At 45.7% G+C, this 20,970-nt stretch carries 23 protein-coding genes and 1 tRNA gene; 18 read left to right on the top strand and 6 right to left on the bottom strand.

Annotation, left to right across the window (positions count from 1 at the left end):
- The first annotated feature begins 6 nt into the window (after positions 1-6).
- Entirely contained in the window at positions 7-372 is a 366-nt protein-coding gene (locus tag ACLWNV_RS08610; protein WP_413587521.1) for a HutD family protein, read from the top strand.
- Positions 350-574, top strand: a complete 225-nt coding sequence (locus ACLWNV_RS08615) for a hypothetical protein (protein WP_413587522.1) — start codon at positions 350-352, stop codon at positions 572-574. Before ACLWNV_RS08610 ends, ACLWNV_RS08615 begins: the two co-directional genes overlap by 23 nt.
- Before the next feature lie 5 nt (positions 575-579).
- Here the strand turns inward: ACLWNV_RS08615 and ACLWNV_RS08620 are convergent, their stop codons facing one another.
- Both ACLWNV_RS08620 and ACLWNV_RS08625 read right to left on the bottom strand, forming a co-directional pair.
- Positions 580-2,529, bottom strand: coding sequence for a methionine--tRNA ligase (locus ACLWNV_RS08620; protein ID WP_413587523.1), 1,950 nt, complete (start codon positions 2,527-2,529; stop codon positions 580-582).
- 149 nt (positions 2,530-2,678) lie between these two features.
- Positions 2,679-2,755 (bottom strand) — tRNA-Met (locus ACLWNV_RS08625).
- 143 nt (positions 2,756-2,898) lie between these two features.
- On the opposite strand from ACLWNV_RS08625, the gene ACLWNV_RS08630 reads away from it, so the two are divergent.
- Positions 2,899-3,819, top strand: a complete 921-nt coding sequence (locus ACLWNV_RS08630; RefSeq protein ID WP_413587524.1) for a hypothetical protein — start codon at positions 2,899-2,901, stop codon at positions 3,817-3,819.
- Positions 3,820-3,835: 16 nt separating this feature from the next.
- On the top strand, positions 3,836-4,684 hold the full coding sequence (locus ACLWNV_RS08635; protein WP_413587525.1) for an SDR family oxidoreductase: 849 nt from the start codon (positions 3,836-3,838) through the stop codon (positions 4,682-4,684).
- Positions 4,685-4,705: 21 nt separating this feature from the next.
- Here ACLWNV_RS08635 and ACLWNV_RS08640 read toward each other — a convergent pair whose 3' ends face one another.
- Entirely contained in the window at positions 4,706-5,746 is a 1,041-nt protein-coding gene (locus ACLWNV_RS08640) for a rhodanese-related sulfurtransferase (RefSeq protein WP_413587526.1), read from the bottom strand.
- A gap of 201 nt (positions 5,747-5,947) precedes the next feature.
- Between ACLWNV_RS08640 and ACLWNV_RS08645 the strand changes: the two genes are divergently transcribed.
- From ACLWNV_RS08645 to ACLWNV_RS08700, 12 genes are all read left to right on the top strand, one after another.
- Complete coding sequence (locus ACLWNV_RS08645) at positions 5,948-7,555, top strand: peptide chain release factor 3 (protein ID WP_413587527.1); 1,608 nt, start codon at positions 5,948-5,950, stop codon at positions 7,553-7,555.
- Complete coding sequence (locus ACLWNV_RS08650) at positions 7,555-8,445, top strand: ABC transporter ATP-binding protein (protein ID WP_413587528.1); 891 nt, start codon at positions 7,555-7,557, stop codon at positions 8,443-8,445. The genes ACLWNV_RS08645 and ACLWNV_RS08650 overlap by 1 nt, the downstream gene beginning before the upstream one ends.
- Positions 8,442-9,218 carry an ABC transporter permease gene (locus ACLWNV_RS08655; RefSeq protein ID WP_413587529.1) on the top strand — a complete coding sequence of 259 codons (777 nt, stop codon included), beginning with the start codon at positions 8,442-8,444 and terminating at the stop codon, positions 9,216-9,218. Before ACLWNV_RS08650 ends, ACLWNV_RS08655 begins: the two co-directional genes overlap by 4 nt.
- A 96-nt stretch (positions 9,219-9,314) precedes the next feature.
- On the top strand, positions 9,315-10,646 hold the full coding sequence (gene ffh / locus ACLWNV_RS08660) for a signal recognition particle protein (protein ID WP_413587530.1): 1,332 nt from the start codon (positions 9,315-9,317) through the stop codon (positions 10,644-10,646).
- A gap of 68 nt (positions 10,647-10,714) precedes the next feature.
- Positions 10,715-10,963 (top strand): 30S ribosomal protein S16, encoded by a 249-nt coding sequence (gene rpsP, locus ACLWNV_RS08665; RefSeq protein WP_142700159.1) that lies wholly within the window; start codon positions 10,715-10,717, stop codon positions 10,961-10,963.
- Between the two features lie 62 nt (positions 10,964-11,025).
- Complete coding sequence (locus ACLWNV_RS08670) at positions 11,026-11,265, top strand: KH domain-containing protein (RefSeq protein ID WP_061835721.1); 240 nt, start codon at positions 11,026-11,028, stop codon at positions 11,263-11,265.
- A gap of 77 nt (positions 11,266-11,342) precedes the next feature.
- Positions 11,343-11,855 carry a ribosome maturation factor RimM gene (gene rimM, locus ACLWNV_RS08675; RefSeq protein ID WP_413587531.1) on the top strand — a complete coding sequence of 171 codons (513 nt, stop codon included), beginning with the start codon at positions 11,343-11,345 and terminating at the stop codon, positions 11,853-11,855.
- Entirely contained in the window at positions 11,856-12,683 is an 828-nt protein-coding gene (gene trmD, locus ACLWNV_RS08680; RefSeq protein WP_413587532.1) for a tRNA (guanosine(37)-N1)-methyltransferase TrmD, read from the top strand. It begins immediately after the preceding gene.
- Complete coding sequence (locus ACLWNV_RS08685) at positions 12,676-13,257, top strand: RNA methyltransferase (RefSeq protein ID WP_413587533.1); 582 nt, start codon at positions 12,676-12,678, stop codon at positions 13,255-13,257. Before trmD ends, ACLWNV_RS08685 begins: the two co-directional genes overlap by 8 nt.
- 50 nt (positions 13,258-13,307) lie before the next feature.
- Positions 13,308-13,724 carry a 50S ribosomal protein L19 gene (gene rplS / locus ACLWNV_RS08690; RefSeq protein WP_413587534.1) on the top strand — a complete coding sequence of 139 codons (417 nt, stop codon included), beginning with the start codon at positions 13,308-13,310 and terminating at the stop codon, positions 13,722-13,724.
- A gap of 159 nt (positions 13,725-13,883) precedes the next feature.
- Positions 13,884-14,657 carry a ribonuclease HII gene (locus ACLWNV_RS08695; RefSeq protein WP_413587535.1) on the top strand — a complete coding sequence of 258 codons (774 nt, stop codon included), beginning with the start codon at positions 13,884-13,886 and terminating at the stop codon, positions 14,655-14,657.
- The gene (locus ACLWNV_RS08700; RefSeq protein ID WP_413587536.1) at positions 14,599-14,997 is read left to right on the top strand and encodes a YraN family protein; all 399 of its coding nucleotides are present in this window, start codon (positions 14,599-14,601) and stop codon (positions 14,995-14,997) included. Before ACLWNV_RS08695 ends, ACLWNV_RS08700 begins: the two co-directional genes overlap by 59 nt.
- Here ACLWNV_RS08700 and ACLWNV_RS08705 read toward each other — a convergent pair whose 3' ends face one another.
- The gene (locus ACLWNV_RS08705; protein ID WP_413587537.1) at positions 14,998-17,370 is read right to left on the bottom strand and encodes an LPS-assembly protein LptD; all 2,373 of its coding nucleotides are present in this window, start codon (positions 17,368-17,370) and stop codon (positions 14,998-15,000) included.
- Between the two features lie 151 nt (positions 17,371-17,521).
- Here ACLWNV_RS08705 and ACLWNV_RS08710 point away from each other — a divergent pair, with 151 nt between their 5' ends.
- On the top strand, positions 17,522-17,848 hold the full coding sequence (locus ACLWNV_RS08710) for an STAS domain-containing protein (protein WP_413587538.1): 327 nt from the start codon (positions 17,522-17,524) through the stop codon (positions 17,846-17,848).
- On the opposite strand, the gene ACLWNV_RS08715 is transcribed toward ACLWNV_RS08710, so the two are convergent.
- Positions 17,845-18,960, bottom strand: coding sequence for a hypothetical protein (locus tag ACLWNV_RS08715; RefSeq protein ID WP_413587539.1), 1,116 nt, complete (start codon positions 18,958-18,960; stop codon positions 17,845-17,847). The two genes, ACLWNV_RS08710 and ACLWNV_RS08715, sit on opposite strands and share 4 nt — an antisense overlap.
- 141 nt (positions 18,961-19,101) lie before the next feature.
- On the opposite strand from ACLWNV_RS08715, the gene ACLWNV_RS08720 reads away from it, so the two are divergent.
- The gene (locus ACLWNV_RS08720; RefSeq protein WP_413587540.1) at positions 19,102-19,695 is read left to right on the top strand and encodes a hypothetical protein; all 594 of its coding nucleotides are present in this window, start codon (positions 19,102-19,104) and stop codon (positions 19,693-19,695) included.
- A 37-nt stretch (positions 19,696-19,732) separates the two neighbouring features.
- Here the strand turns inward: ACLWNV_RS08720 and ACLWNV_RS08725 are convergent, their stop codons facing one another.
- On the bottom strand, positions 19,733-20,938 hold the full coding sequence (locus tag ACLWNV_RS08725) for a DsbA family protein (RefSeq protein ID WP_413587541.1): 1,206 nt from the start codon (positions 20,936-20,938) through the stop codon (positions 19,733-19,735).
- Between the last annotated feature and the right edge of the window lie 32 nt (positions 20,939-20,970).

A 20,970-nucleotide genomic window follows, 5' to 3' on the forward strand; every position in this document is an offset into this window, starting at 1 on the left:
TCGGGCATGATCACCCTAATTTCAAAATCCTCTTATATTCAAATGCCCTGGAAAAATGGCAAAGGCCAAACAGCGCAAATTGCCATTGGACCGGAAGGGGCGAGTTTTCCCGGTGATTTTTCCTGGAGAATCAGTTCCGCCGCGGTAAATAGCGATGATCCTTTTTCGAGCTTTCCAGGTTGCGATAGATTGTTGGTCGTAACTGAAGGTGCTGGTCTTTCCTTGAATGGAAAAGAATTACCGCCGCTAAAGGTCTTGCGGTTTTCAGGCGAAGAATCGATGGATGCAAAGCTGCTGGAAGGACCTGTGGTCGACCTGGGCATCATATCGCAGGAACGTTTTGGCTTCGATGAAGATTTTAAACCTCTCTGACATTTCTGAAGTCGAATTGGGGCAAGGAGAGTATTTTATTTTCTGCCTGCGGGGAAAAATTCAATTGGATGAGCTGGAAGTTCATGCCGGAGATTGTGTGCGAATCAATAACACCGCGAAACTGGCCCTGGGTGGGCTTAATCACAGTGTTTATGCATTGATATCCATAGAAAATGCCCCGGTTAAGATGCCAGGGCATTGAGTAAGTTATCCTTCTTGTGGTTGCTCAGCCTCAGCTACCGCGGGGAAATACACTCCCTTTGGATTGATCACATGTCCAGCTGGTAAACCTGTGCCAAGTTCTTCAGCGCGGAATACTGATTCTGGTAGATTCAATGTTTTGCGAACCTCATCCATTGTAGCTGGAGCGAATGGAGCCAGCATAATCATTAAGTTCTTCAAAACATAGAAGCATGTGAATAAAGCATCTTTGCGTTCGGCCTCGGGGGCGCGGTCATCGTGTGGTTTGTACTGCGTGAACAAAGAGTTGATTTGTCGCGCGTAGTTTTCCACCTGACCCAGTAAAATTGCATAATCGCCCTTTTGCATGGAGCGAAGATACATTTGCACGAGCTTCACAGTCTCAGCCTCTGCTTTACCGATCAATTTCCCTTCCGGAACTTTTCCGCCGTATTTGGAATGACATGCAGAGATTGGTTTTTCCAGGGCAGCGTTCATTGGACCTGCCAGGAATTTGTTTCTTTCCGCGAAGTGTTCAAAATCAAAATTCGAAGCTTTAACTGGCAAACTTAGCAATGCCAGATAGTAGCGTACCTGGTCAGCCGAGTAGCCCATTTCTAACAGTTGATCACCGCTGTAGAAGTTGCCTTTGGACTTCGACATTTTTTCGCCGTTTACCATCAAGTGGAAGCAGCTTAAAATTTCTGTCATCTGCAAATCGCCTTTTTGCGGAAGTTGCTGAGGATTGTTCTTGTGCCCAAGCCACATAGAGCCTTGCATGATCACATAAAAGAAAACGTTATCCTGTCCCAGGAATTGCACAACTGTCGCTTCCGGATCACACCAGAAATCTTTGTATTGATCAGGATTTCTTCCTGATTGTTTAAGTGCGACTTGAGTGAAAACGATCGGTGCAATCAACGAATCCGGCCACACATAAAGTGTTTTACCGATCATATCCTTGTCGATTTCCGGTGGCACAGGAATGCCCCAGGAAACGTCACGAGTGATCGGGCGATAACCCCATTTGTCAGTAACTACAGACGGAATGCCGGCAGCTTCAAGTGTTGCCTGGCCCTGAGCAAGTTCAGCTTTGTTTTCAAAAAGACATTCAACTTTTTTTCCCGGTACATAGCGGGATTTATGTTTTGGTAAAGTATCTTTAATTTCTTTGTACTTTGGCTCATGGATATTTTCAAAGCGGCAGCCTATCAACACCGTGTTGGTCACTTCCTGAACCACGGCAGAGCGCCAAGCTTTTTGTTTTGTATCGATCCAGGATTTTAAAGGATCTGCGACTTTCCACATATCCAGCCACCAATGTGCTGTATCCTTTAATTCAGGTTTTGCATCACTGAGTTGGCTGCGTGGGTTTTGAAGCAAGCTTGGGTCAAACTGTGTGCCACAGGCGTCACATTCGTCAGAATAGGCATCAGGATTTGCACAGTTCGGGCAAGTTCCGCGAACGAAACGATCCTGAAGGAAACGATTCATCTTAGGATCGAACCATTGTTTCGTGATGCGTTTTTCCAAAAGTTCATTCTTGTAAAGCTGGCGCAGGAAATCCTGAGAGTAAGCTTCATGCAACGGATAAGTTTCCGGGCGGGATGTTCCTGTGAATACATCCGTTTGAATCGAATAATTTTTCAGAGTCTCTTTTTGTTTTTCATGAATTGTATCAATGAACTCACGAATTGTTTTGCCGGCCTGAACTGCTGCGACTTCACTGGTGGAGCCGTGATCATCATTTCCGTTTACGAACAAAACATTCTCTGCACCAATCAACATACGCATCCAGCGTGCGTAAACATCGGCTGGAACGTGGGCTCCGGCCAGGTGACCTAAATGCAAAGGGCCGTTGGCGTAGGGCATGCCTGCGGTAACAACAACTTTTTTAGGTTTCTTGTACGCCTTCAATACGGAAGGAACGTCAGTGGGTGGAGTGAACTTGTTTTCTGGTTTGGATCCTGGTTGCATAGTAAGTCCTCTGAAAACACTAATTTATCCAAAATATCCGTGGCTTGCATCAGTTTCTTGCTTTAGGTCGGGGAGTTTGTCTTGTGCGGCAGGTGACTTTGAGGGCCCTAAAATGGAAAAAGCCCCAAGGTTTACCTTGAGGCTTTTATTGGTTGCGGGGGCAGGATTTGAACCTACGGCCTTCGGGTTATGAGCCCGACGAGCTACCAGACTGCTCCACCCCGCGACAGTGACATGTGAATGTCTGAGAAACCAGTTGTAGGCGCATAAGGACTCTGGGTCAATAGATCATTTGTGAATTTTAAAAATGGCTACATGTATCATTGCCTCATTCTTGTTCAGTTCATTCACCTGTGATGTGATGTCTGCATGAATTGGAAAAAAGTTCTTAAAATATTAGCGATCAGTTTTTCATCCGTCGTAATTGTACTCGGTGCCTTTGGCATTTGGGCTCTTTCAAAATTGCCAGGTCCCAGTCAACTGAATGAGGCGGTGCGGGCAGTTGATGCAAATCTTGAACAAACTGCTAAATCTCACTCGGCAAAAGTTGAACCTGCTGTACCGGAGCAAAGCGCATCTGGCGATAGGGCGAAGTCTAAAGACGAAGCAATGCAGGATTCTGCAGAACAAAAGAAAGTCGATGTCAGAGCCGCTGTAGAGTTTTTGGCTGATCCAAATCAACCGATGAGCGATGCATGTCGCGATTTAGGAAGAGCGGGCGAGAGTGGGTTTTTCCCAAAAAAAACGGATCGCAGTGCTGTTAAATTTTTTGAAGTCCTTGTTAAGCCACAAAAAGATCCTGTGATTGAGTCGGTAGCTCCGCTTTTGCGCTTCGTATTCCGCGCTCCTGGTGTCAGCGAGATTTTGAAGATGACGGAAAATTCCACGGGGGAGGACTCGCTGGCGGACAAGGCGGCTCTTTATGCAGAAATCCTGCGGACGGCAAACTACCTTCGCACTAATGGAACGGAAATGAATAATGTTCTGCAAAAGTCCTACAACATACACATGCTCTCCAAGGCGGTGGCATTAAAGCCTGAGCTTGCAAGCCAAAGCTCAACAGTGAATTTTTGCGAGCAGATTGAAAGAAGTCTGGTGGATCGCCAGGATCTTAATGTTGAAGAGCAAGTTCAAGAAATGGAAAAATTCCTGCAAGATTCTGGTATAGACCCAAAATCCATTGGTTTTGATCCGAAATACCGTGCTCGGGTGCAGACAGAGTTCGACAAGAATTCTCTGACCATTAAGGATGCATGGTTAAAGGAACTGTTCAGTAAAGGTTTGATGTAAACTGAAGGAGAATTCATTGAAACAGGTTTTGATCACAGGAGCCTCCACGGGAATTGGTTTTGATCTGACACGGACCCTTTGCGCGCGAGGTTACAAAGTCTGGGCAGGCCTTAGAAAACCGGAAGTGTTGGATCGCCTGGCTCAAGACTATGAAAATCTGACTTTGCTTCGCCTGGATGTCACAAACCCGCATGACATCGAAAGAGCTTTTAAGAGTGTCGCTAGCGAGCTGAACCCGGACCAGGAATTCGTTCTGGTGAACAACGCCGGGATTGCCAGTGGCGGTCCGATTGAAGGTCTGGAACTTGAAGAGTGGCGCAAAGTTTTTGAAGTGAATCTTTTCGGCGTCGTTGAAATGACGAAAACCTTTTTGCCTTTGTTACGTCAAACCAAAGGGCGCGTGATCAATCTTGGGTCTATCAGCGGCCGTTTCGCCTCTCCGTTTATGGGGCCGTATACGACGTCCAAATTTGCTTTAAGAGCTTTTTCAGACTGTCTTCGTCGCGAGGTCAGTGATTTTGGTGTGCATGTTTCTTTGATTGAGGCTGGTCCCATTAGAACCGAAATCTGGTCCAAGTCCATTGAAGTGTCAGATGAGTTGGCCAGTGGTTTCACCCAGGAGGTGCGATCCGCTTATGGCAAAATGATGTCTTCGTTGCGGGAGGGAGTCATCAAAACCGCAAAAGAAGCCATTCCGGCTGAAGAGGTCACTATGACTTTGCTTCATGCCATCAATAGCCGCATGCCAAAAATTAATTATCTGGTTGGTAAAAATATAAAATGGCAGGCAAATATTCTGAAATTTATGTCGCCAAGAATGCTGGATCGGGCTGTGAAGAAAAGTCTGCGCTTACATAAAAGCTAAAGCGCAGACCGATCCCTAGGATTATTTTTTAAGTGAAACAGTTTCAGCTTCACCTTTGTCGTTCAATTGAACAACTTTGGTTTTGCTTACACGAATGGTTGGAATGTCTGTGATGCCTTCCGCTTTCATTTTTTCGATATTAAACGGAACAACTTGTTTGCGCGCTTTTTTACCGGGATGAAGTTTCAATCCATGGGCGCAATTTCTGGAGCAAGTGTCTTTTTTAAACTCAAGTTCAATACAGTTTACGCAGACCATGCCCGGAGAATCACAGCGTAGGCATTCAATTTTGATTTCAGACGGCTGACCACAGTGAGGGCACAATCCGTATTTCTGCGACGGAGCAAGGTTTTGATCCACAGCCACGCGGTGGTCGAACACGAAACATTCGCCCTCGTACTGGTCATTAGGATACTCATTCAGGTAGTTTAGAATACCACCTTCCAGTTGGAAGACGTTGTTATAGCCCTTGTCCTGAAGCTCCAAAATTCCTTTTTCACAACGAATGCCGCCCGTGCAGAAGATCAGCATTTTTTTGTCTTTCGAGATTCCCTGAGATTCGATGTACTGTGGAAAGTCCGTAAATTTTTCGATGTTTGGATTCAGAGCACCCTTGAAGGTTCCGATTTTGTATTCGTACCAGTTACGTGTATCAATCATCACGTAATCGGATTCTTCTTTCATGACTTTGTTCCACTCGGACGGAGTCAAATGGTGATTCACGCCTTCTGGCGGCTGCATTTCCGGAATACCCGTCGTTACGATTTCTTCGCGGATTTTTACCTTGAAGCGACGAAACGGGGCTTTGTCGGAATAGGAGTCTTTATAGAATTGAGTTGGCTTTTGGAAGTATTCGCGCACGAACTGTTTCCAAAGTTCAAAGGATTCTTCTGAAACTGCAGAGACTGTGGAGTTATAACCTTCAGTTCCTAAAATGATCAGACCCTTCACGTTCAGCTCTTCCGCTTTCGTTTCAAGATCTAATTTAACTTGTTCGGGATTTTCGATTTTTTGGAAGCTGTAAAAAGTCGTAACATAATGCTTCTGAGCATTTTCAGTCATAGTATCACCTTCAGTTATCCGTACCAGGTTCCAAACCTGGTGGAGTTGTTAGTTCGAAGAGGGTTATAATGCCCCGGTGGTCCTCGGCGCAAGAGGGAAAAAGACAGCGGGCGTTAATTCCATCCCGGGAGGGGGATTCCCTTGCCCCTCTGGATATGATCGAATAAAACGGTTTTTTATAGTCAATTTAAAGGTTTAAGTATGTTAGCGACACCTCAGATTCAAAAAGAAATTCAAAGACGCCGTACCTTTGCGATCATCTCGCATCCCGATGCCGGTAAGACCACTTTAACGGAAAAACTTCTGTATCACGGGGGCGTGATCCATGAAACGGGCGAGGTTAAAGGTAAATCCGGTTCAAAAGCCGTGACTTCTGACTGGATGGAGCTGGAGAGACAAAAAGGGATTTCCATCACGTCGTCTGTGATGACCTTCGATTACAATGACCTTCGCGTAAACCTTCTGGATACTCCGGGACATAAAGACTTCTCCGAAGATACTTACCGCGTTTTGATGGCCGTGGATTCCGCAGCGATGCTGATCGACGTTGCCAAAGGTGTCGAGGAACGTACCAAGAAACTTTATGAAGTTTGTCGCTTGCGCAAAATTCCTATTTTCACATTCGTAAACAAGCTTGACCGTGAAGGTAAAGATCCACTGACGTTGATTGACGAAGTTGAAAAAACTTTGAACATGCAATGCTATCCGGTGACTTGGCCTTTGGGTATTGGTCAGCGTTTCCGCGGTATTTATAATCGCCTGACTCAGGAAATCTGGATCTACGATCAACGCCGTGAGGAAGTCGAAGACTATCAAAAAATTCCATTCGTAAAAGGTAAAGACGATCAGATTCTTTATAACTACCTGGATAAGGAATCTGCGGACCAGGTATTGGAAGAACTGGATTTGATCGAAGGCGCCCTTCCGCCATTTGACGTGAACGAATTTCTGACAGGGCAGATTTCCCCTGTGACTTTCGGTTCCGCAAAACAAAATTTCGGGGTGGACACATTCCTTCAGTTCTTCACAAAATACGCTCCAGGTCCTCAGCCGCGCGTAACTAAAGACGAGCAAAAGATGGATCCACTGGATGCAAAATTCACGGGTTTCGTGTTTAAAATCCAGGCCAACATGGATCGCCGCCACCGTGACCGTATCGCGTTTATTCGCATTTGCTCAGGAAAATTCGAGCGTGGTATGAAAGTTCAGCACAACCGGTTGGAGCGTGAGCTTCGTTTGTCGTACTCTTCTCAATTCGTTGCGGCCGATAAGGAAACCGTGGACGAAGCATATGCAGGCGATATCGTCGGGGTGGGTGATACGGGGAACTTTGCAATCGGGGACTGCGTTTCCTCCTCTGGAAAAGTTCAGTTCGAAGACATTCCTAAATTTGCGCCGGAGTTGTTCGGTCGTCTTTCTGTGCGTGATGCTTTAAAACGTCAAAAACTTCAGGAAGCTTTGAAGCACTTATCGGAAGAAGGTGCGATTCAGCTGTTCATCGAGCCCCACATTGGACCACAAGATCCAATTATCGGTGCGGTCGGTGAACTTCAATTCGAAGTATTGATGCACAGACTGCAGGATGAATATAATCTGGAAGTGAAGTTGAACCGTCTGCCATACAGCGTGTGCCGTTGGCCGCGCACTGCAGATGGCAAAGCTGTCTCCGCTCTTAAGGGCGGCGCTAATATGGCGGAAGACCTGATCGGTAATCCGGTTGTATTGGTAAACCAGGAGTGGGACTTGAATTGGCTGAAGCGTGAAAATCCTGATGTTGAATTCCAAACCAGCATCTCAAGAGCTCGCTAATGCTTCCGTTAAAAATTACTGATCTTAGGAAAAAATATCCCGGGGGCCAGGAGGCCGTTAAGGGTGTCAGCTTTGACGTCAAACCCGGAGAGATTTTTGGTTTGCTGGGGCCGAACGGTGCCGGCAAAACCACGATCATTTCCACGATCACCACCCTGGAAGAGCCTTCCAGCGGTATGGTGGAGGTCTTCGGACAAAACGTGATCGACAATCCACGCTTTACCAAACAGCAGTTGGGTGTGGTTCATCAGGAAGTGATTACTTCCGGATTTTTCAGTGTCGAAGAAATTTTAAATTTTCAGTCCGGCTATTACGGCATCAGCAAGAACAAAGAACGTATAGATTTTCTGTTACATAAGCTTTCCCTGTACGAGCATCGCCATAAGAAAGTGAAGCAACTTTCCGGCGGAATGAAGCGTCGTCTGATGATCGCAAAAGCATTAGTGCACACTCCGCGCTTGTTGTTGCTGGATGAACCGACGGCGGGCGTGGACATTGGTTTGCGCGAAACTTTGTGGCAGTTCGTTCAGGAATTGCGTAAAGACGGCATGTCGATCCTGCTGACCACTCATTACCTTGAAGAAGCCGAGCAGCTTTGCGACCGTATCGGGATTATTAATCTGGGTAATCTGGAAGCTTTAGGGGAAACCAAAGAGCTGGTCAGAAAGTACACTCAGAAAAAAATCCGCCTGACTTTGTCAGAGCCTTTTGCATTTCAAAGCCAATACCTGTTTTTCCAGGAAGGCAACGAATTCATGTTCGTGGTTCCTCCAGGTAAGCAAATGGGCGAGTTCTTAAATGAAACCGGAGTACCGGTAAATTTAATCAAGGACGTGAAAATCGAGGAAGGAAATCTGGAAGAGGCCTTTATGAAGGTGGTGAGTAAATGATGACTCCTTTTATTGCCTTGTTTCGCCGCGAAATCGCGCGATTCCTTAAAGTCATCGTGCAAACAATCGTAACACCGTTTGTATCTTCGTTTCTGTATCTGTTGATTTTTGGTGTTTCCTTGGGTTCGACGATGCCAGCTCATCAGGGTGTGGCGTATTTATCATTCTTGATTCCGGGTCTGATGATGATGGGATTGATGAATAATGCCTTTCAAAACTCCTCGTCCTCGATTGTGTCTTCCAAGTTTTCTGGAGATCTTGAGGATTTGCGGGTGGCACCGATCAGCAATCAGGAAATCATCTGGGCAATGAGTCTTGCAGCCCTGGTGCGCGGATTTATCGTGGCGCTTATCACCTACATCGTGGGTACGGTGTTTTCCTGGTATCAGCAGGGCGAAATTCTTTATATCGCGCATCCGATTTACACTTTGTATTTCACGATTGTTGCCGGTTTAATTTTCGCACTTCTGGGGATTTCAGTGGCTTTTTGGGCTACGACGTTTGATCAGTTATCGGCCTTTTCTGCTTTCATTTTGTTACCACTGACTTATCTGGGGGGAGTGTTCTTATCTATAGATCACCTTCATCCATTCTGGCAGATGCTTTCAAAGTTGAATCCACTGTTGTATTTGATTAATGGACTCCGATACGGAGTCATTGGTGTGAGTGATGTGGGCATGGAAGTGGCGGTTCCGGTTTCTTTATTGGGGTTCATTATTTTCTATGGACTTGCCAATTTCAGTTTGAAACGTGGTTCGTTTCAGCGCTGGTAGTCCTGGTTTCAACAAATTGACACCCCTTGTCGGGGTGAGTTCTTTGTGATTGCCGGGCGAATGAGTTAATTAAGTTCGATTATTCGGAGATTTACGATGTTTGAAAACTTATCTGATAAAATTATGGCATCCCTTAAAAAGGTTCGTGGTCAGAACAAGATCACGGAAGCCAATATCGAAGACGTCATCAAAGAAATCCGCTTAAGCTTTCTGGAAGCTGACGTAAACTTTAAAGTCGTTAAAAACTTTATCGATCGTGTAAAAGCCAAAGCCTTGGGAGCGGATGTTCTTCAAAACGTAAACCCTGGACAGCAATTCGTAAAAATCGTGCACGATGAACTGGTGCAAACTTTGGGTGGCGGAGCTGTTGATATCAACGTGCGCGAAAATCCAAGTGTGATTTTCATGGTGGGTTTGCAGGGTGCTGGTAAGACCACGTCCTCTGCCAAATTGGCTCTGTATATCCGTCAGAAACTGGGTAAAAAACCAGGTTTGATTCCTGCTGATATTTATCGTCCAGCGGCGATTGATCAGCTTCAGACTTTGGGTAAGCAAAATAATATTCCAACATTCCCAACTCCAATTGGCATGAAGCCAGAAGAGATTCTGGAAAAATCCAAGCAATGGGCCAAAGACAATATGATCGACGTGGTTATCGTCGATACTGCGGGCCGTTTGCAGGTTGATGATGAGTTGATGGGCGAGTTGGGTCGTCTAAAAGACATCTGGGCTCCACAAGAGATCTTATTGGTTGCTGACGCCATGCTGGGGCAGCAGTCCGTAAACGTCGCAGAGGGCTTCCATAAGCGTTTAAATCTGACCGGCCTTGTTCTGACCAAAGTGGACGGTGACGCCCGTGGTGGTGCCGCTCTGTCCATTCGTGAAGTGACAGGTATCCCTATTAAGTTCCTGGGCGTGGGTGAAAAAGTAAATGCTTTGGAAGTATTCCATCCGGACCGTCTGGCGGGTCGTATCCTTGATATGGGTGACGTTCTTTCCCTAGTGGAAAGAGCGGCGGAAGTGATTGACGAAAAAGCCGCTCGAGATTCTGCCAAGAAGATCATGAAAAATGAATTCACCCTGGATGATTTCCTGGGGCAGATTCAGCAGCTTAAAAAAATGGGCGGGTTTGAATCCATCCTGAAATTTTTACCGGGTATGGGCGAGATCTCCAAACAGCTTAAGAACATGACTCCTCCGGATAATGAGATTAAGAAAATTGAGGCGATCATCCGTTCGATGACTATCCAAGAACGCAATAATCATAAGATTCTTAATGCATCGCGTCGCACGCGTATTGCAAATGGAAGCGGAACCCAGGTTTCCGACGTAAACAAGCTGATCAAGCAGTTTGAGGACGCTAAAAAGATGATGAGCGGTATGATGAAAATGGGCATGGGCCGTGGTGGAATGAAGTTCCCATTTTAAGGCTTGATATTTTATTTTAAACACAGTACACACTTGAGCTTACTGTTTCGAACAAGAGGTTTAGAAAAATGGCAGTTGTAATTCGTTTGGCTCGTATGGGCGCTAAGCATGATCCTAAATACCGCATCACTGTTGCGGATTCTCGTCGCTATGTTACTGGTAAATTCCTTGAAATCCTTGGTGTTTACAACCCAACTCCACGTGGTAACGACAAAAAGGTCGAGCTTGATCTAGCAAAAGTAGAAGCTTGGATCAAAAAAGGTGCTCAACCTACTGACCGTGTAAAACACGTTATTAAGTTGGCCCAAGGTAAATAAATAGTTGGCATCTGAGTGATATGCGATAAAATATCACTTAGGTAACTTCTGTTGGGGGTAATATGGATAGCTTGAAAGACCTCGTTGAATTCATGGCGAAGTCCCTTGTTGATAAGCCTGATAATGTTGAAGTGGATGAAATCCCTGGTCAACAAACGACTCTACTTGCGCTTAAAGTAGATAAAGAAGATCTTGGTAAGGTTATCGGCAAACAAGGTAAAACTGCGGCAGCAATGAGAACTATCATTCGCGCGGCGGGTACTAAGCTGAATAAACGCTATCACTTGGATATCGTTGAATAGTATTCAGAAAAATTAAATTTTCGATTCTTAGGGAAGGGGTTGTGTTACACAACCCCTTTCTGTTTCTTGAGGTAAGTATGAAATTAGTTGGTAAAGTCAGAGAAGCGCATGGCTTAAAGGGCGACCTGTACGTTCTTATTTTTTCAGGCGAGATCGCCTGGGCAAAGCGCATGAAGAAATTCACTCTGCAAGGTAAAGACGGATCTACCAGTGAATACACTGTAGAACGCACGAAGCCTTTTAAAAAAGGTCTGATCGTGAAAGCTGCGGAAATCGCAGATCGCACGGCTGCTGAGGGAGTTGAGCACATGGAATTCCTGATCGAAGAGGAATTGATGGTCTCTAAACCAGGCGAAACAATCTATCTTTCTGAAATCAAAAACTTCAAATTGAAAGACCCGGAACAAAACACCATCGGTGAAATCGTGGATTTCTCCAGCAACGGTGTTCAGGACCTTTTGGTTGTGGAAGTGAATGGCAAAAAATTTGAAGTTCCATTCGTGGATGCTTTCATCAAAAAAATCGATTTCAAGCACCAAGCCGTGGTGATGGATTTGCCAGAGGGCTTGTTCGAACTAGAGAACAAGTAAATGCTAAAAGTTGATGTGATCACTCTTTTCCCTGAGATGATTCAGAATGCTGTCTCATACGGCGTTCTGGGGCAAGCTCTGAAGAGTGATCGCCTCGAAGTCCAGGCTCACACACCTCGTGAGTTTGCTTCTGATCGCCACAAGACTGTGGATGATCGTCCTTTCGGTGGTGGCGACGGTATGATTATGCTGGCTGAGACCCTGGAAAAAACAATCGGCAAAGTGAAACATAAAAATTCAAAGGTCATTTACATGTCTCCACAAGGAAGTGTGCTGACTGATGAAAAGGCCCGGGAGCTGGCGAAAGCGGAACACCTGGTTTTGATTTGTGGCCGCTATGGCGGTATCGATCAGAGAATTATTAACTCCTACGTCGACGAGGAAATCTCTATTGGGGATTATGTTCTGTCAGGCGGGGAGCTTGGTGCTTTGGTGGTGGTTGATGCGCTCTCACGCTTTATCCCTGGGGTTTTGGGACATAACGAGAGTGCAGACAAGGACAGCTTCTCTGCGGGGCTCTTGGAGCACCCTAACTTCACTCGACCGCGGGAGTTTGCGGGAGTTGAAGTGCCGGAAATTCTATTGGGTGGAAATCACAAGCTGATCGGGGAGTGGAAAGACAAAGTTTCTGCTTTGGTCACACTGGTAAAGCGTCCGGACCTGTTTCAGGAATATCTTGAAACTGAGAATGAAAAATACCGTTCTTTAAAAAAGAAAAAGACTGAAGCTCCGTTGAAGGAGCTGAAAAAATTTTGGATGAATTTGTCCGAGACTGATCGCCGCACATTGGGCTTATCAGAACTTGGTGAGGAAGATTTCAATGGCTGAAAATTCGACTTACGTTCCACGCCTGGCGATTGGCCTGGTTCATTATCCGGTGCGGGATCGTCAGAACAAAACAGTGGCGACCAATATCACGAATTTTGATATCCATGATATTGCGAGAGCGGCTCAGACTTTCGGGGTGGAAAAATATTACATCATTCATCCGATGAAAGAGCAGTTGATGTTTGTGGACCGTGTATTGGATCACTGGCGCACAGGGCAAGGGGCAAAGTACAATCCGATGAGAAAGACGGCTTTGGGCTCAGTAAAAGCAATTGAGAGCGTGGAGAAGGCCATTGAAGATTGGAATACTCCTGGGACTCTGTTAATTTCGACTTCGGCCCGGGAAGAGGGCTTAAAAAAGTACTCGTTTAGCGAGCTGCGTCACGAAATGCACGTAGAAAAAAAGCCCGTATTCATGTTATTTGGTACTGGTAACGGCATGACAACAGAGCTTCTAAGATCCTGCTCCGGAGTATTAGAAAGCATTCGGGGAGCTCCCCCGCAAGATTACCGCCATCTTTCTGTAAGATCGGCAGTAAGTATCTGTCTTGACCGCGTAATGGGTCCATGGTAGACCCTTGTTTTACTTTTTGTGAAAATTTGATTGGCATAAGGGACTAAGCAATGGCTAAAGCTGTAAAAAAGACTGTAAAAGCAAAATCTGAAGTTAAAGAAACTAACCTGGTTCGTCGCGTAAGCATTAAAGCTGCTAACAAAAACATCCAATCTTTCGACTCTGGTGACACTGTTAACGTTTACGTTAAAGTTAAAGAGGGTGAGAAAGAACGTGTTCAGCTTTACAAAGGCATCGTAACTAAAATCCAAGGTGCAGGCGCTGCGAAATCTTTCACAGTTCGTAAAATCTCTGCAGGTGTTGGCGTAGAAAGAACTTTCCCGTTCAACTCTCCAGCATTGGACAAAGTTGAATTGGTTAACATCGGTAAAGTTCGTCGTTCTAAACTTTACTTCCTTCGCAAACTTTCTGGTAAAGCTGCGAAAATCGAATCTGAATTGGCTTCTCCAGTTTCTGCTGCTGAGTAGTCTTAGATTCCCGAAATTTTCTGTAAATGAAATTTTCAAAGACCTGGTTCTGACGAGCCAGGTCTTTTTCTTTTTTCCAGTGACCACTGGAATCTCCTCTGTCTAAAATCACCCCGATTTAGCAACATGGTAATTCAGCAAAACGGCGGATAAACGGACATGGCAAAACAAAGCAAATCATCAGCGAAAAAATCCAAAATCACGGGGAAATCCTCTGCGGCAAAAACTGCAGGTAAGGCCGTGAAGTATGCGACCGCTGAAAAGTCATCCCGTACCGCGAAGTCGTTGACCGTTGTTAAAGCCAAGAAAGCGGCGAAGCCAAAAAAGAACTCTGCTCTTCCAAAGGTGGAGTGGCAGGAATTTTTGCCGACACCTATTATCGGTGTGGATGAAGTAGGGCGTGGATGCCTGGCAGGACCGGTGTTTGCGGCAGCGGTGATTTTCGAATCCGCAGAATTACAGGATCTGGTTACAGATTCAAAACTTCTGTCCGAAGAGCGTCGCGAAGAATTGTCGGCGTTGATTAAGCAAAAACATAAAGTGGGTATCGGATCTGCAAGCGTTGAGGAGATCGACGAGTTAAATATCCTGCAGGCCTCGTTGCTGGCTATGAAGCGCGCTATTGAGGCTTTGGGTGTCAGTGGCGGACACGTGTTGGTGGATGGGAATCAGAAGATTCCAAAGCTGACAGGCTTCCAGCAAACCACAGTGATTCAAGGGGACCTTCGTGCGGCGCCGATTTCGGCGGCATCGATTGTGGCAAAAGTAGCTCGTGATAACTTGATGAAAGAGTTAGGAGCGAAATACCCGGCTTATGGATTTGAAGCGCACAAAGGTTACTCAACCCCGGTACACAAAAAAACCATCGTCGAGCATGGACCTTGCGAACAACACCGCAAGTCCTTCGCCGGTGTTAAAGAATACGTCAGTTAAAAAAGTCTATTGGGCGCACGAGCGTGGCGTCCAATCCGAAGAATTCGTTTCTAAATATTATATCAATCGAAATTATCTGCTTCTGAAACAAAGGGTGAAAACACCCTTTGCGGAAATCGATTTGCTCTTTAAAACTCCCGATCGAAAAAATCTGCTGATGGTGGAAGTAAAAACCGCGAATCAAGCCACATTCTATAATGCGCGAATTTCGCCACGACAAAAATACCGCCTGCGGGGAGCTGCGACGTTTTTAGCTTCGCGCTTTAACTGTCTGGTTGAAGTTCATTGGGCCTTTGTCACTCGCTTTGGCGAGATCACCATTATCGATGACATTACCTGATTAGAAACCGAACTGATCCAGTGCTTCTGGTGGAATTGGGGGTTTCAGGTTTCCGTCGAAGTTGAACTCGAAATTCAATCGTAGATTTGTATCACCGCCGGTGATTTGGTCTTGGATGAAAGTGATCATCCAGCAGTCGCCCGGTGGTTTAAATTGTGCGATGTAGGCCCAGGATTTTGGATTTCTCACGCCGGAGTTTTGGGTGTTGGCATCGTAAACCAAGCGACCCATTAAGTTGATGTAGCGGGAAATAAAGCCCGCAGAAAATGTCCAGTCTTCAGTTCTGCTGGATTCATCAACGGCTTTGCCCGGTGCAATCTTATATTGTTGAGTCAGTGCCACTTGCGCGAACTGGCCTTTTTCATTCAGCGCACGCACACGGGATGAGGCATTGGTGACGCCGTGATAGGGGTAGTAGTTGAAAATCGAATAGGTCTGGAATCGTGGCAGGCGCACATCCAGGATGGCACTTAAATCAGACCAGGGCTCTGCCTGGGATTTATTGTTTTGAGTGCCGTCATAGGATTGTGCGAGCTTCAGATAACCAATCTGCTGATACTCAGGACGATCTCCCACCCAGGATTTACGAATCAATTTATTCGTCAGAGACAAAGTCATCAGATTGCGGTCGTAAACGCGGTCGGTGTAGTCGAACTGCAAGCCGTAATCAGAGCCCAAATCCAAATCCGAAATGGAATCTGTCGATGTGTAGGGAGCATCATTGGTCTGGCCTTGTCCATAGAAAGGATGAGGCCCCTGATCAATCCACGGAATATTAGTGTAGGAAATTTCAGGAATGATTTCGTGTTTAATGCGCGTGGCTTTGGCATCAATGCGATCGCCATAGATGCGACTAAAATCCATGCGGCCCGCAAGCTCGGTGCGCGCGTATCTGCGCACGTAGTATTTTTCGTCACCCACTTCAAAGCTGTAGTGGGTTTCGCGGTAACTCACGCGTGGCAATACATCGATGCCATCCATGACTTTGATTGGATAAGACAACGTCGGAACGAAATCCAGGCGCTGACCCGTACGAATTAAATCTGTGTCTGGGTCGTAGGTGCCATCGTATTCTTTGTGACAGTTTGGATTGTCAGACCACTTTGGTGTGTTGCAGGAGTTCTTAACATAGCGAATGCGGTTACCATTCGTGGGATCCGTGTAGTAAACCATGTCGTCATAGGCTTGACCACTGCGGGTAAAGTTCACGTAATCCAGATTCAAAGTATAGACGAAATTCGATTCGCCGATATTTTTTTCCACCTGGGACCAGCGAATTTCCGGCAGGCGGTGGACGGCATCTTCGTTATTGGAAAGTGGATTCGATTGCAAAAGATTGTAGTAATAAGATGTATCCACACTGAAGTGGGTGTCTTTTTGATTCTTGGTCACTGAAACACGGCTCTCCATTGCAGAATCACCGTAATTCATAGTTTCAAGCGGGAAGTCCTTGGGGTACTGCAAGTCGCTCGCAAGATTGATGCTGGAGCGATGAATATAACTTCCCGGCATGTCGTAGTAATGATCGTACTTTACGTACCAGCGATCAAGGGGTTGACCCTGTTCGTTGGGAGCGCGGAATCGATTTAAAAGTTGGTCGTTACCGAAAGATTTGTCGTACACGCTGGCCGTGGAAAGTGTGCCCTCGCTGTCTTCATTTAAAGCATAGCGATACTCCAGCATTCCCTTAAGACCACGCTTTTCGTAGTTCTTTAAGGTGATCGTTGCATCAGTGCTGCGCGAGATCGCCCAGAAATAAGGAAGGTAGGCCGTGAAGCCCCCTTTGTCTGACAATTCGAAACCGGGTGTTAGAACACCGGATTGACGATCACTTTTTAGTGGAACGACCAGGTACGGAAACCAGAATACTGGAATGTCAGAGATGCGTAGAATCGCATTTTTAATATAAGCGTAGCCGCCCATTTCAGCACGGACTGTAGAACCAGAGAAGCTCCAAGACGCCGGGCAGTTTGTACAGGTCGTGTAATCCGCATCGCTGACGATGAATTCCTGAGGGCCGGTTTTTTCAAGTACACTTCCTGAAAAAGCCACCGGGCCGGAAGAAACATAACCATTATAAATAATGCCGGTGTTATTTTCATAATCGAGTTTCACGTGGGAACCAGCGATGGTGTTTTTCATGTCGCTGATTTCTACGTTGCCGTAAAGCTCTGCGCGATGTGTGCGCAACTGGACTGTGGCTTTGTCCGCTTTGATGTGCTGCCCTTGATATACGATCTGAACATTGCCTTCGAGTTCAACGGTTTCTTTCTCGTTATCACGGAACATGCTGTCAGCATTAAGCAAAATACCCTGAATTTTTGCTGCAGGTGTTTCTACGGTCTGAGCCGCAGAAGGTGTCGCGTAGGACATGATTAGAGCTAATAACAAGATGAACGAACAAAGTTGCACCAAACTATGGTAGGGAGTCTTTAGCCCTTTGTCGAGCCTGAAATTTGGACTCAAAACGGCATGAATTTAAACCGTTAAGTATCTGGATAATGAAGTGCAGAAAGGGATTTCCATGGAATTAAAACTCGTTTTGGACGGGGATATTACAATCATTTCTTTAAGTGGGCGCATCGAGATTGAAAAGACTCAATCCTTCAAAAAAGCATGCCTGACCACTTTGGCAGACAAGAAGGTTGTATTCTGCATGAAAAATCTGAATTTCGTGGGTTCTTCAGGGATTCAATCATTCTTTGGTTTGTTGAATGAACTGAATGTCGAGAAGCAGTTGAATGTGAAAATTGCGGGATTAACACCTGATTTCCAGCGCCTTTTCGCATTTTCCCAATGTCCGGCGCTGGAAGTTCATGAAAGTATTGAAGGCGCTTTGCAGTCCTTCTAGGGCTTTCTTAAATCGTTTAGTTTCTGACTGAGCTCAAGGTTTAGGCGTTCCAATGCGGCCGCTGCAACCTTGAGTTTTTCATTTTCTTCGTTCTTCGCATTCCACATGTAGCGAAGGCTTTCCAATTGCTCAAAATACTGGCGATTTTCTCTTTCCAGTTTCTGAATAACTTCCTGATCCTGAACCACGCGAATTTGCAGGTCAGCATGCTCTACGCCCAATTTTTGATTCTGACGCGTAAGCTCCGTCATGCGCTCTTGCTGGCGGTTGATTTCCTGTTCTAGGCGGTGACGAACTTCTTCTTTGCTTCGACGAACGACAACCAATTCATTTTCCAGAGTGTCTTGTCGTTCCAACGCAGAATGAAGTTTTGCAGTTTTAACTTCAAGATCTTCTTGAGCTTGATGTAGCACTTGAAGTTCTTTGGACATCACTGCGATTTGGTCCTCGTAATGCTGAACCATCTCTTGAGTTTTCTTTTCAGAAGTCTCAACCTGGTAGCGGGCATTTTTGGTGACTTCGATCACTTGATGGCGCAAATCACGAAGCAAGGCTTCCTTGTGATTCAGGTCAGCTTCCAGTTCACTCACGCGAATATCTTGAGCGGCTGAGTATTCCTTCAATTGAGAAATATAAGGCTTAACCTGAGTTTTGATGCGATCGTGATATTTTTGATGGCGCACCAAATCCGCGTTCATGTTCTGAACTTTTTCTTGAAGAGCGCGAAGCTTTTCAGTTTGCACTTCTTTTTCGCGCTCGATCTGATCAACCTTGTGTTTCCACATGTTGTCTTTTTCTCTCCAGACCAGGATTTGATCTGTGACGGAAGACTGAGAAAGTCGTGCCTTTGCGGATTCTTCGCTGAGTTTTTGATTTTCATTTTCCAGCAAAGAAAGGCGGCGGATCGCAACTTTAAGGCGTGCCATTAAATCTTCATTTTGAGAAATAAGATTTTCCACCGTTGAAGATTTCAATATTTCTTTGGGTAAATGACTGACATCGGCTCTTTTTGGGAGCTCGTCCGGTAGTGGAATTGAAGCCATCGCATTCGGTTGTTCGAATTCGAAGTCTAGATGTCCTAATTTAGCGCTTTGGAATTGTTCGGTGTCCATAGCCCTCCTCCATGAAGTCTAGGTCGCCCTAAATCTAGTTTCTCAATATGAGGCAGGTCCGTCAAACCAAAGGCTTAAGACTGGACCAAGGTGGGGTGAAATGGGCTTTATACTTTATTCAGAAAATCCGAAAAGCTATCCATGGCTGTTCCAGCAATTAAAGACAATGCCGCTATGGCGACTGAAATTAAGAAACTCGATGATACGGGCCTGTTTGATATGGGCACGGTGGATCGATCTGATTTGGGGAATCCCGAGTCGTTTCGCTATAAAATTCTGACTTGGGTGCTGGCAGAGCGATATGACCGCGCCATTGAAGAGTTGAAAGACTTTTTAGAAGCTCCTTCGGACTATCCTGATTTTAAAGGTAAAGTGACACGTTATATTCATCATGGAATTGACCTTATTTATGCGATCAAAGCAAAAAGAGGTTTTCCGGGGATTAACTCTTTAACCCGTGCAAAACAACAAGAGCTGCGCGAGAAATTTAAAGAGCACTTTAAAGAGCTTCAGTACATTCTTAAAACTATTGAGAAAATTCAAACTGATTTGCGTATCGCAGATGCTCGCTCGACGATTTATGTGGTCAGAGCGCTGTGTGCGGCTTCCTTGGGAATTATCATTCTGGGGTTCTGGCTGGATATCGTAAATGGTCTGGCTCAAACAAGTGTGATTGTTTTCGATGATGCCTTTGGCAGGCTCGCCAACTGGTTGGTTGGCTTAGTCGGCCTTTAACGAAAAAAGCCACCCTGGGGGGTGGCTTTTTTTTATTCTACTTTTTGATAGCTCGGTAAGTTTCTTCAAGGACTGGTTTAGATTGTCCGCCCGTTAGAAGCTTTCCATTCACAAAAACAGTCGGTGTTCCCTGGATCTGCGCAACTTCTCCTTCTTTTGCCATGGAGCCAATCAGTTCCAGTGTTGCAGGATCGTTGGAGCATTTTTTAAGTTCGTCAGCTGCGATTCCAGTGCTCGTTGCAACTTGATCCAATAGTTTATCTAAAATCGGTGCCCCCATGAATTCAGCCTGTTTTTCAAAGATGAAGTCGTGAGCAGCCCAGCCCTTTTGTGCGATTTTCTCAGCACAGAATACAGAAGCTGCAAGACCGCAGCGAACACCATCGCCGCCGCCGGTGACGGCTTTGTTGCAAGTGCCATCAATAGGGAATGGCTTAAACACAAGTTTTACATCCGGGTGGCTTTTCACAAAGGAATGAATTGGGGGTGCCGCGTGTTTGCAATGCGGGCAGAAGAAGTCAGCAAATTCAACGATTGTCATAACTGCAGGCTCAGTACCCAATTGCAAAGTCAGGCCTTTGCTGTTGTCGAATTGTTGTTCTGGTGCAGACATCCAGTAGCCAACTCTTTCTTTGGAGATTTTCTCAATGTCGCCAAAGCCTTTGCTTTCCGCATACATCAGGTTCGCGATGAAAGCGAAAACTGGAATCGCAACAAGGCAGCCCAGGAACCATTTATCTGTAACAAAACTGTCTTTGATATCTTCGATAAGACTGCGGGCTGACAGGTTTGAAGCACCTTTCCAGGCGCCAAAGAATGAAATCAGGGAAAGAACATAAGTCCCGATGCAAACCAGGCAATAAGCTGTCATTGCTGTCAGGGAAATAAGACCCATCACTACGGAGCCCATTAGAACCAAAGCTGACATAAGGAGCGCATAGCGGGATGTCTTGTCGCGATCCATTGTTAGATTCCAACGAGTGATGCTTAAAAGGAAAAGCAGGATCAAGTTAGCTGCAACTCCCCACATGGCCATCGGAATCCCCAAAAAGGATGCGAACTTGCTGGCAGTTACAGTGTCACAATTGAAAGTGGAGCTAACGTTGCAAAAGGATGTGCCTTCCAGGGTGCCGAACTTTACCGCATAGAAGTGTTGAGTCAGGTAAGTGTGACAGCCGATGGCGATAAGGGTCGCAATAATGGCCACAAGAAGGAACAGGTTTTTGCTTGATGTGTTTTTCATGCCTTATTGAATCTTAGAATCATGTTTGAAAT

Source organism: Bdellovibrio sp. HCB274 (genome assembly GCF_047306075.1).
Taxonomy (GTDB): domain Bacteria; phylum Bdellovibrionota; class Bdellovibrionia; order Bdellovibrionales; family Bdellovibrionaceae; genus Bdellovibrio.

What these genes read in the sequence shown, in the direction of transcription:
- ACLWNV_RS08615 (WP_413587522.1), top strand. Translation starts at nt 350, where the DNA reads ATGAAGATTTTAAACCTCTCTGACATTTCTGAAGTCGAATTGGGGCAA.
- rpsP (WP_142700159.1), top strand. Translation starts at nt 10,715, where the DNA reads ATGGCAGTTGTAATTCGTTTGGCTCGTATGGGCGCTAAGCATGATCCT.
- ACLWNV_RS08620 (WP_413587523.1), bottom strand. Translation starts at nt 2,529, where the DNA reads ATGCAACCAGGATCCAAACCAGAAAACAAGTTCACTCCACCCACTGAC.
- ACLWNV_RS08640 (WP_413587526.1), bottom strand. Translation starts at nt 5,746, where the DNA reads ATGACTGAAAATGCTCAGAAGCATTATGTTACGACTTTTTACAGCTTC.
- ACLWNV_RS08630 (WP_413587524.1), top strand. Translation starts at nt 2,899, where the DNA reads ATGAATTGGAAAAAAGTTCTTAAAATATTAGCGATCAGTTTTTCATCC.
- ACLWNV_RS08700 (WP_413587536.1), top strand. Translation starts at nt 14,599, where the DNA reads ATGGACCTTGCGAACAACACCGCAAGTCCTTCGCCGGTGTTAAAGAAT.
- ACLWNV_RS08610 (WP_413587521.1), top strand. Translation starts at nt 7, where the DNA reads ATGATCACCCTAATTTCAAAATCCTCTTATATTCAAATGCCCTGGAAA.
- ACLWNV_RS08685 (WP_413587533.1), top strand. Translation starts at nt 12,676, where the DNA reads ATGGCTGAAAATTCGACTTACGTTCCACGCCTGGCGATTGGCCTGGTT.
- rplS (WP_413587534.1), top strand. Translation starts at nt 13,308, where the DNA reads ATGGCTAAAGCTGTAAAAAAGACTGTAAAAGCAAAATCTGAAGTTAAA.
- ACLWNV_RS08725 (WP_413587541.1), bottom strand. Translation starts at nt 20,938, where the DNA reads ATGAAAAACACATCAAGCAAAAACCTGTTCCTTCTTGTGGCCATTATT.
- ffh (WP_413587530.1), top strand. Translation starts at nt 9,315, where the DNA reads ATGTTTGAAAACTTATCTGATAAAATTATGGCATCCCTTAAAAAGGTT.
- ACLWNV_RS08710 (WP_413587538.1), top strand. Translation starts at nt 17,522, where the DNA reads ATGGAATTAAAACTCGTTTTGGACGGGGATATTACAATCATTTCTTTA.
- ACLWNV_RS08645 (WP_413587527.1), top strand. Translation starts at nt 5,948, where the DNA reads ATGTTAGCGACACCTCAGATTCAAAAAGAAATTCAAAGACGCCGTACC.
- trmD (WP_413587532.1), top strand. Translation starts at nt 11,856, where the DNA reads ATGCTAAAAGTTGATGTGATCACTCTTTTCCCTGAGATGATTCAGAAT.
- ACLWNV_RS08715 (WP_413587539.1), bottom strand. Translation starts at nt 18,960, where the DNA reads ATGGACACCGAACAATTCCAAAGCGCTAAATTAGGACATCTAGACTTC.
- ACLWNV_RS08650 (WP_413587528.1), top strand. Translation starts at nt 7,555, where the DNA reads ATGCTTCCGTTAAAAATTACTGATCTTAGGAAAAAATATCCCGGGGGC.
- ACLWNV_RS08655 (WP_413587529.1), top strand. Translation starts at nt 8,442, where the DNA reads ATGATGACTCCTTTTATTGCCTTGTTTCGCCGCGAAATCGCGCGATTC.
- ACLWNV_RS08720 (WP_413587540.1), top strand. Translation starts at nt 19,102, where the DNA reads ATGGCTGTTCCAGCAATTAAAGACAATGCCGCTATGGCGACTGAAATT.
- ACLWNV_RS08705 (WP_413587537.1), bottom strand. Translation starts at nt 17,370, where the DNA reads ATGTCCTACGCGACACCTTCTGCGGCTCAGACCGTAGAAACACCTGCA.
- rimM (WP_413587531.1), top strand. Translation starts at nt 11,343, where the DNA reads ATGAAATTAGTTGGTAAAGTCAGAGAAGCGCATGGCTTAAAGGGCGAC.
- ACLWNV_RS08670 (WP_061835721.1), top strand. Translation starts at nt 11,026, where the DNA reads ATGGATAGCTTGAAAGACCTCGTTGAATTCATGGCGAAGTCCCTTGTT.
- ACLWNV_RS08695 (WP_413587535.1), top strand. Translation starts at nt 13,884, where the DNA reads ATGGCAAAACAAAGCAAATCATCAGCGAAAAAATCCAAAATCACGGGG.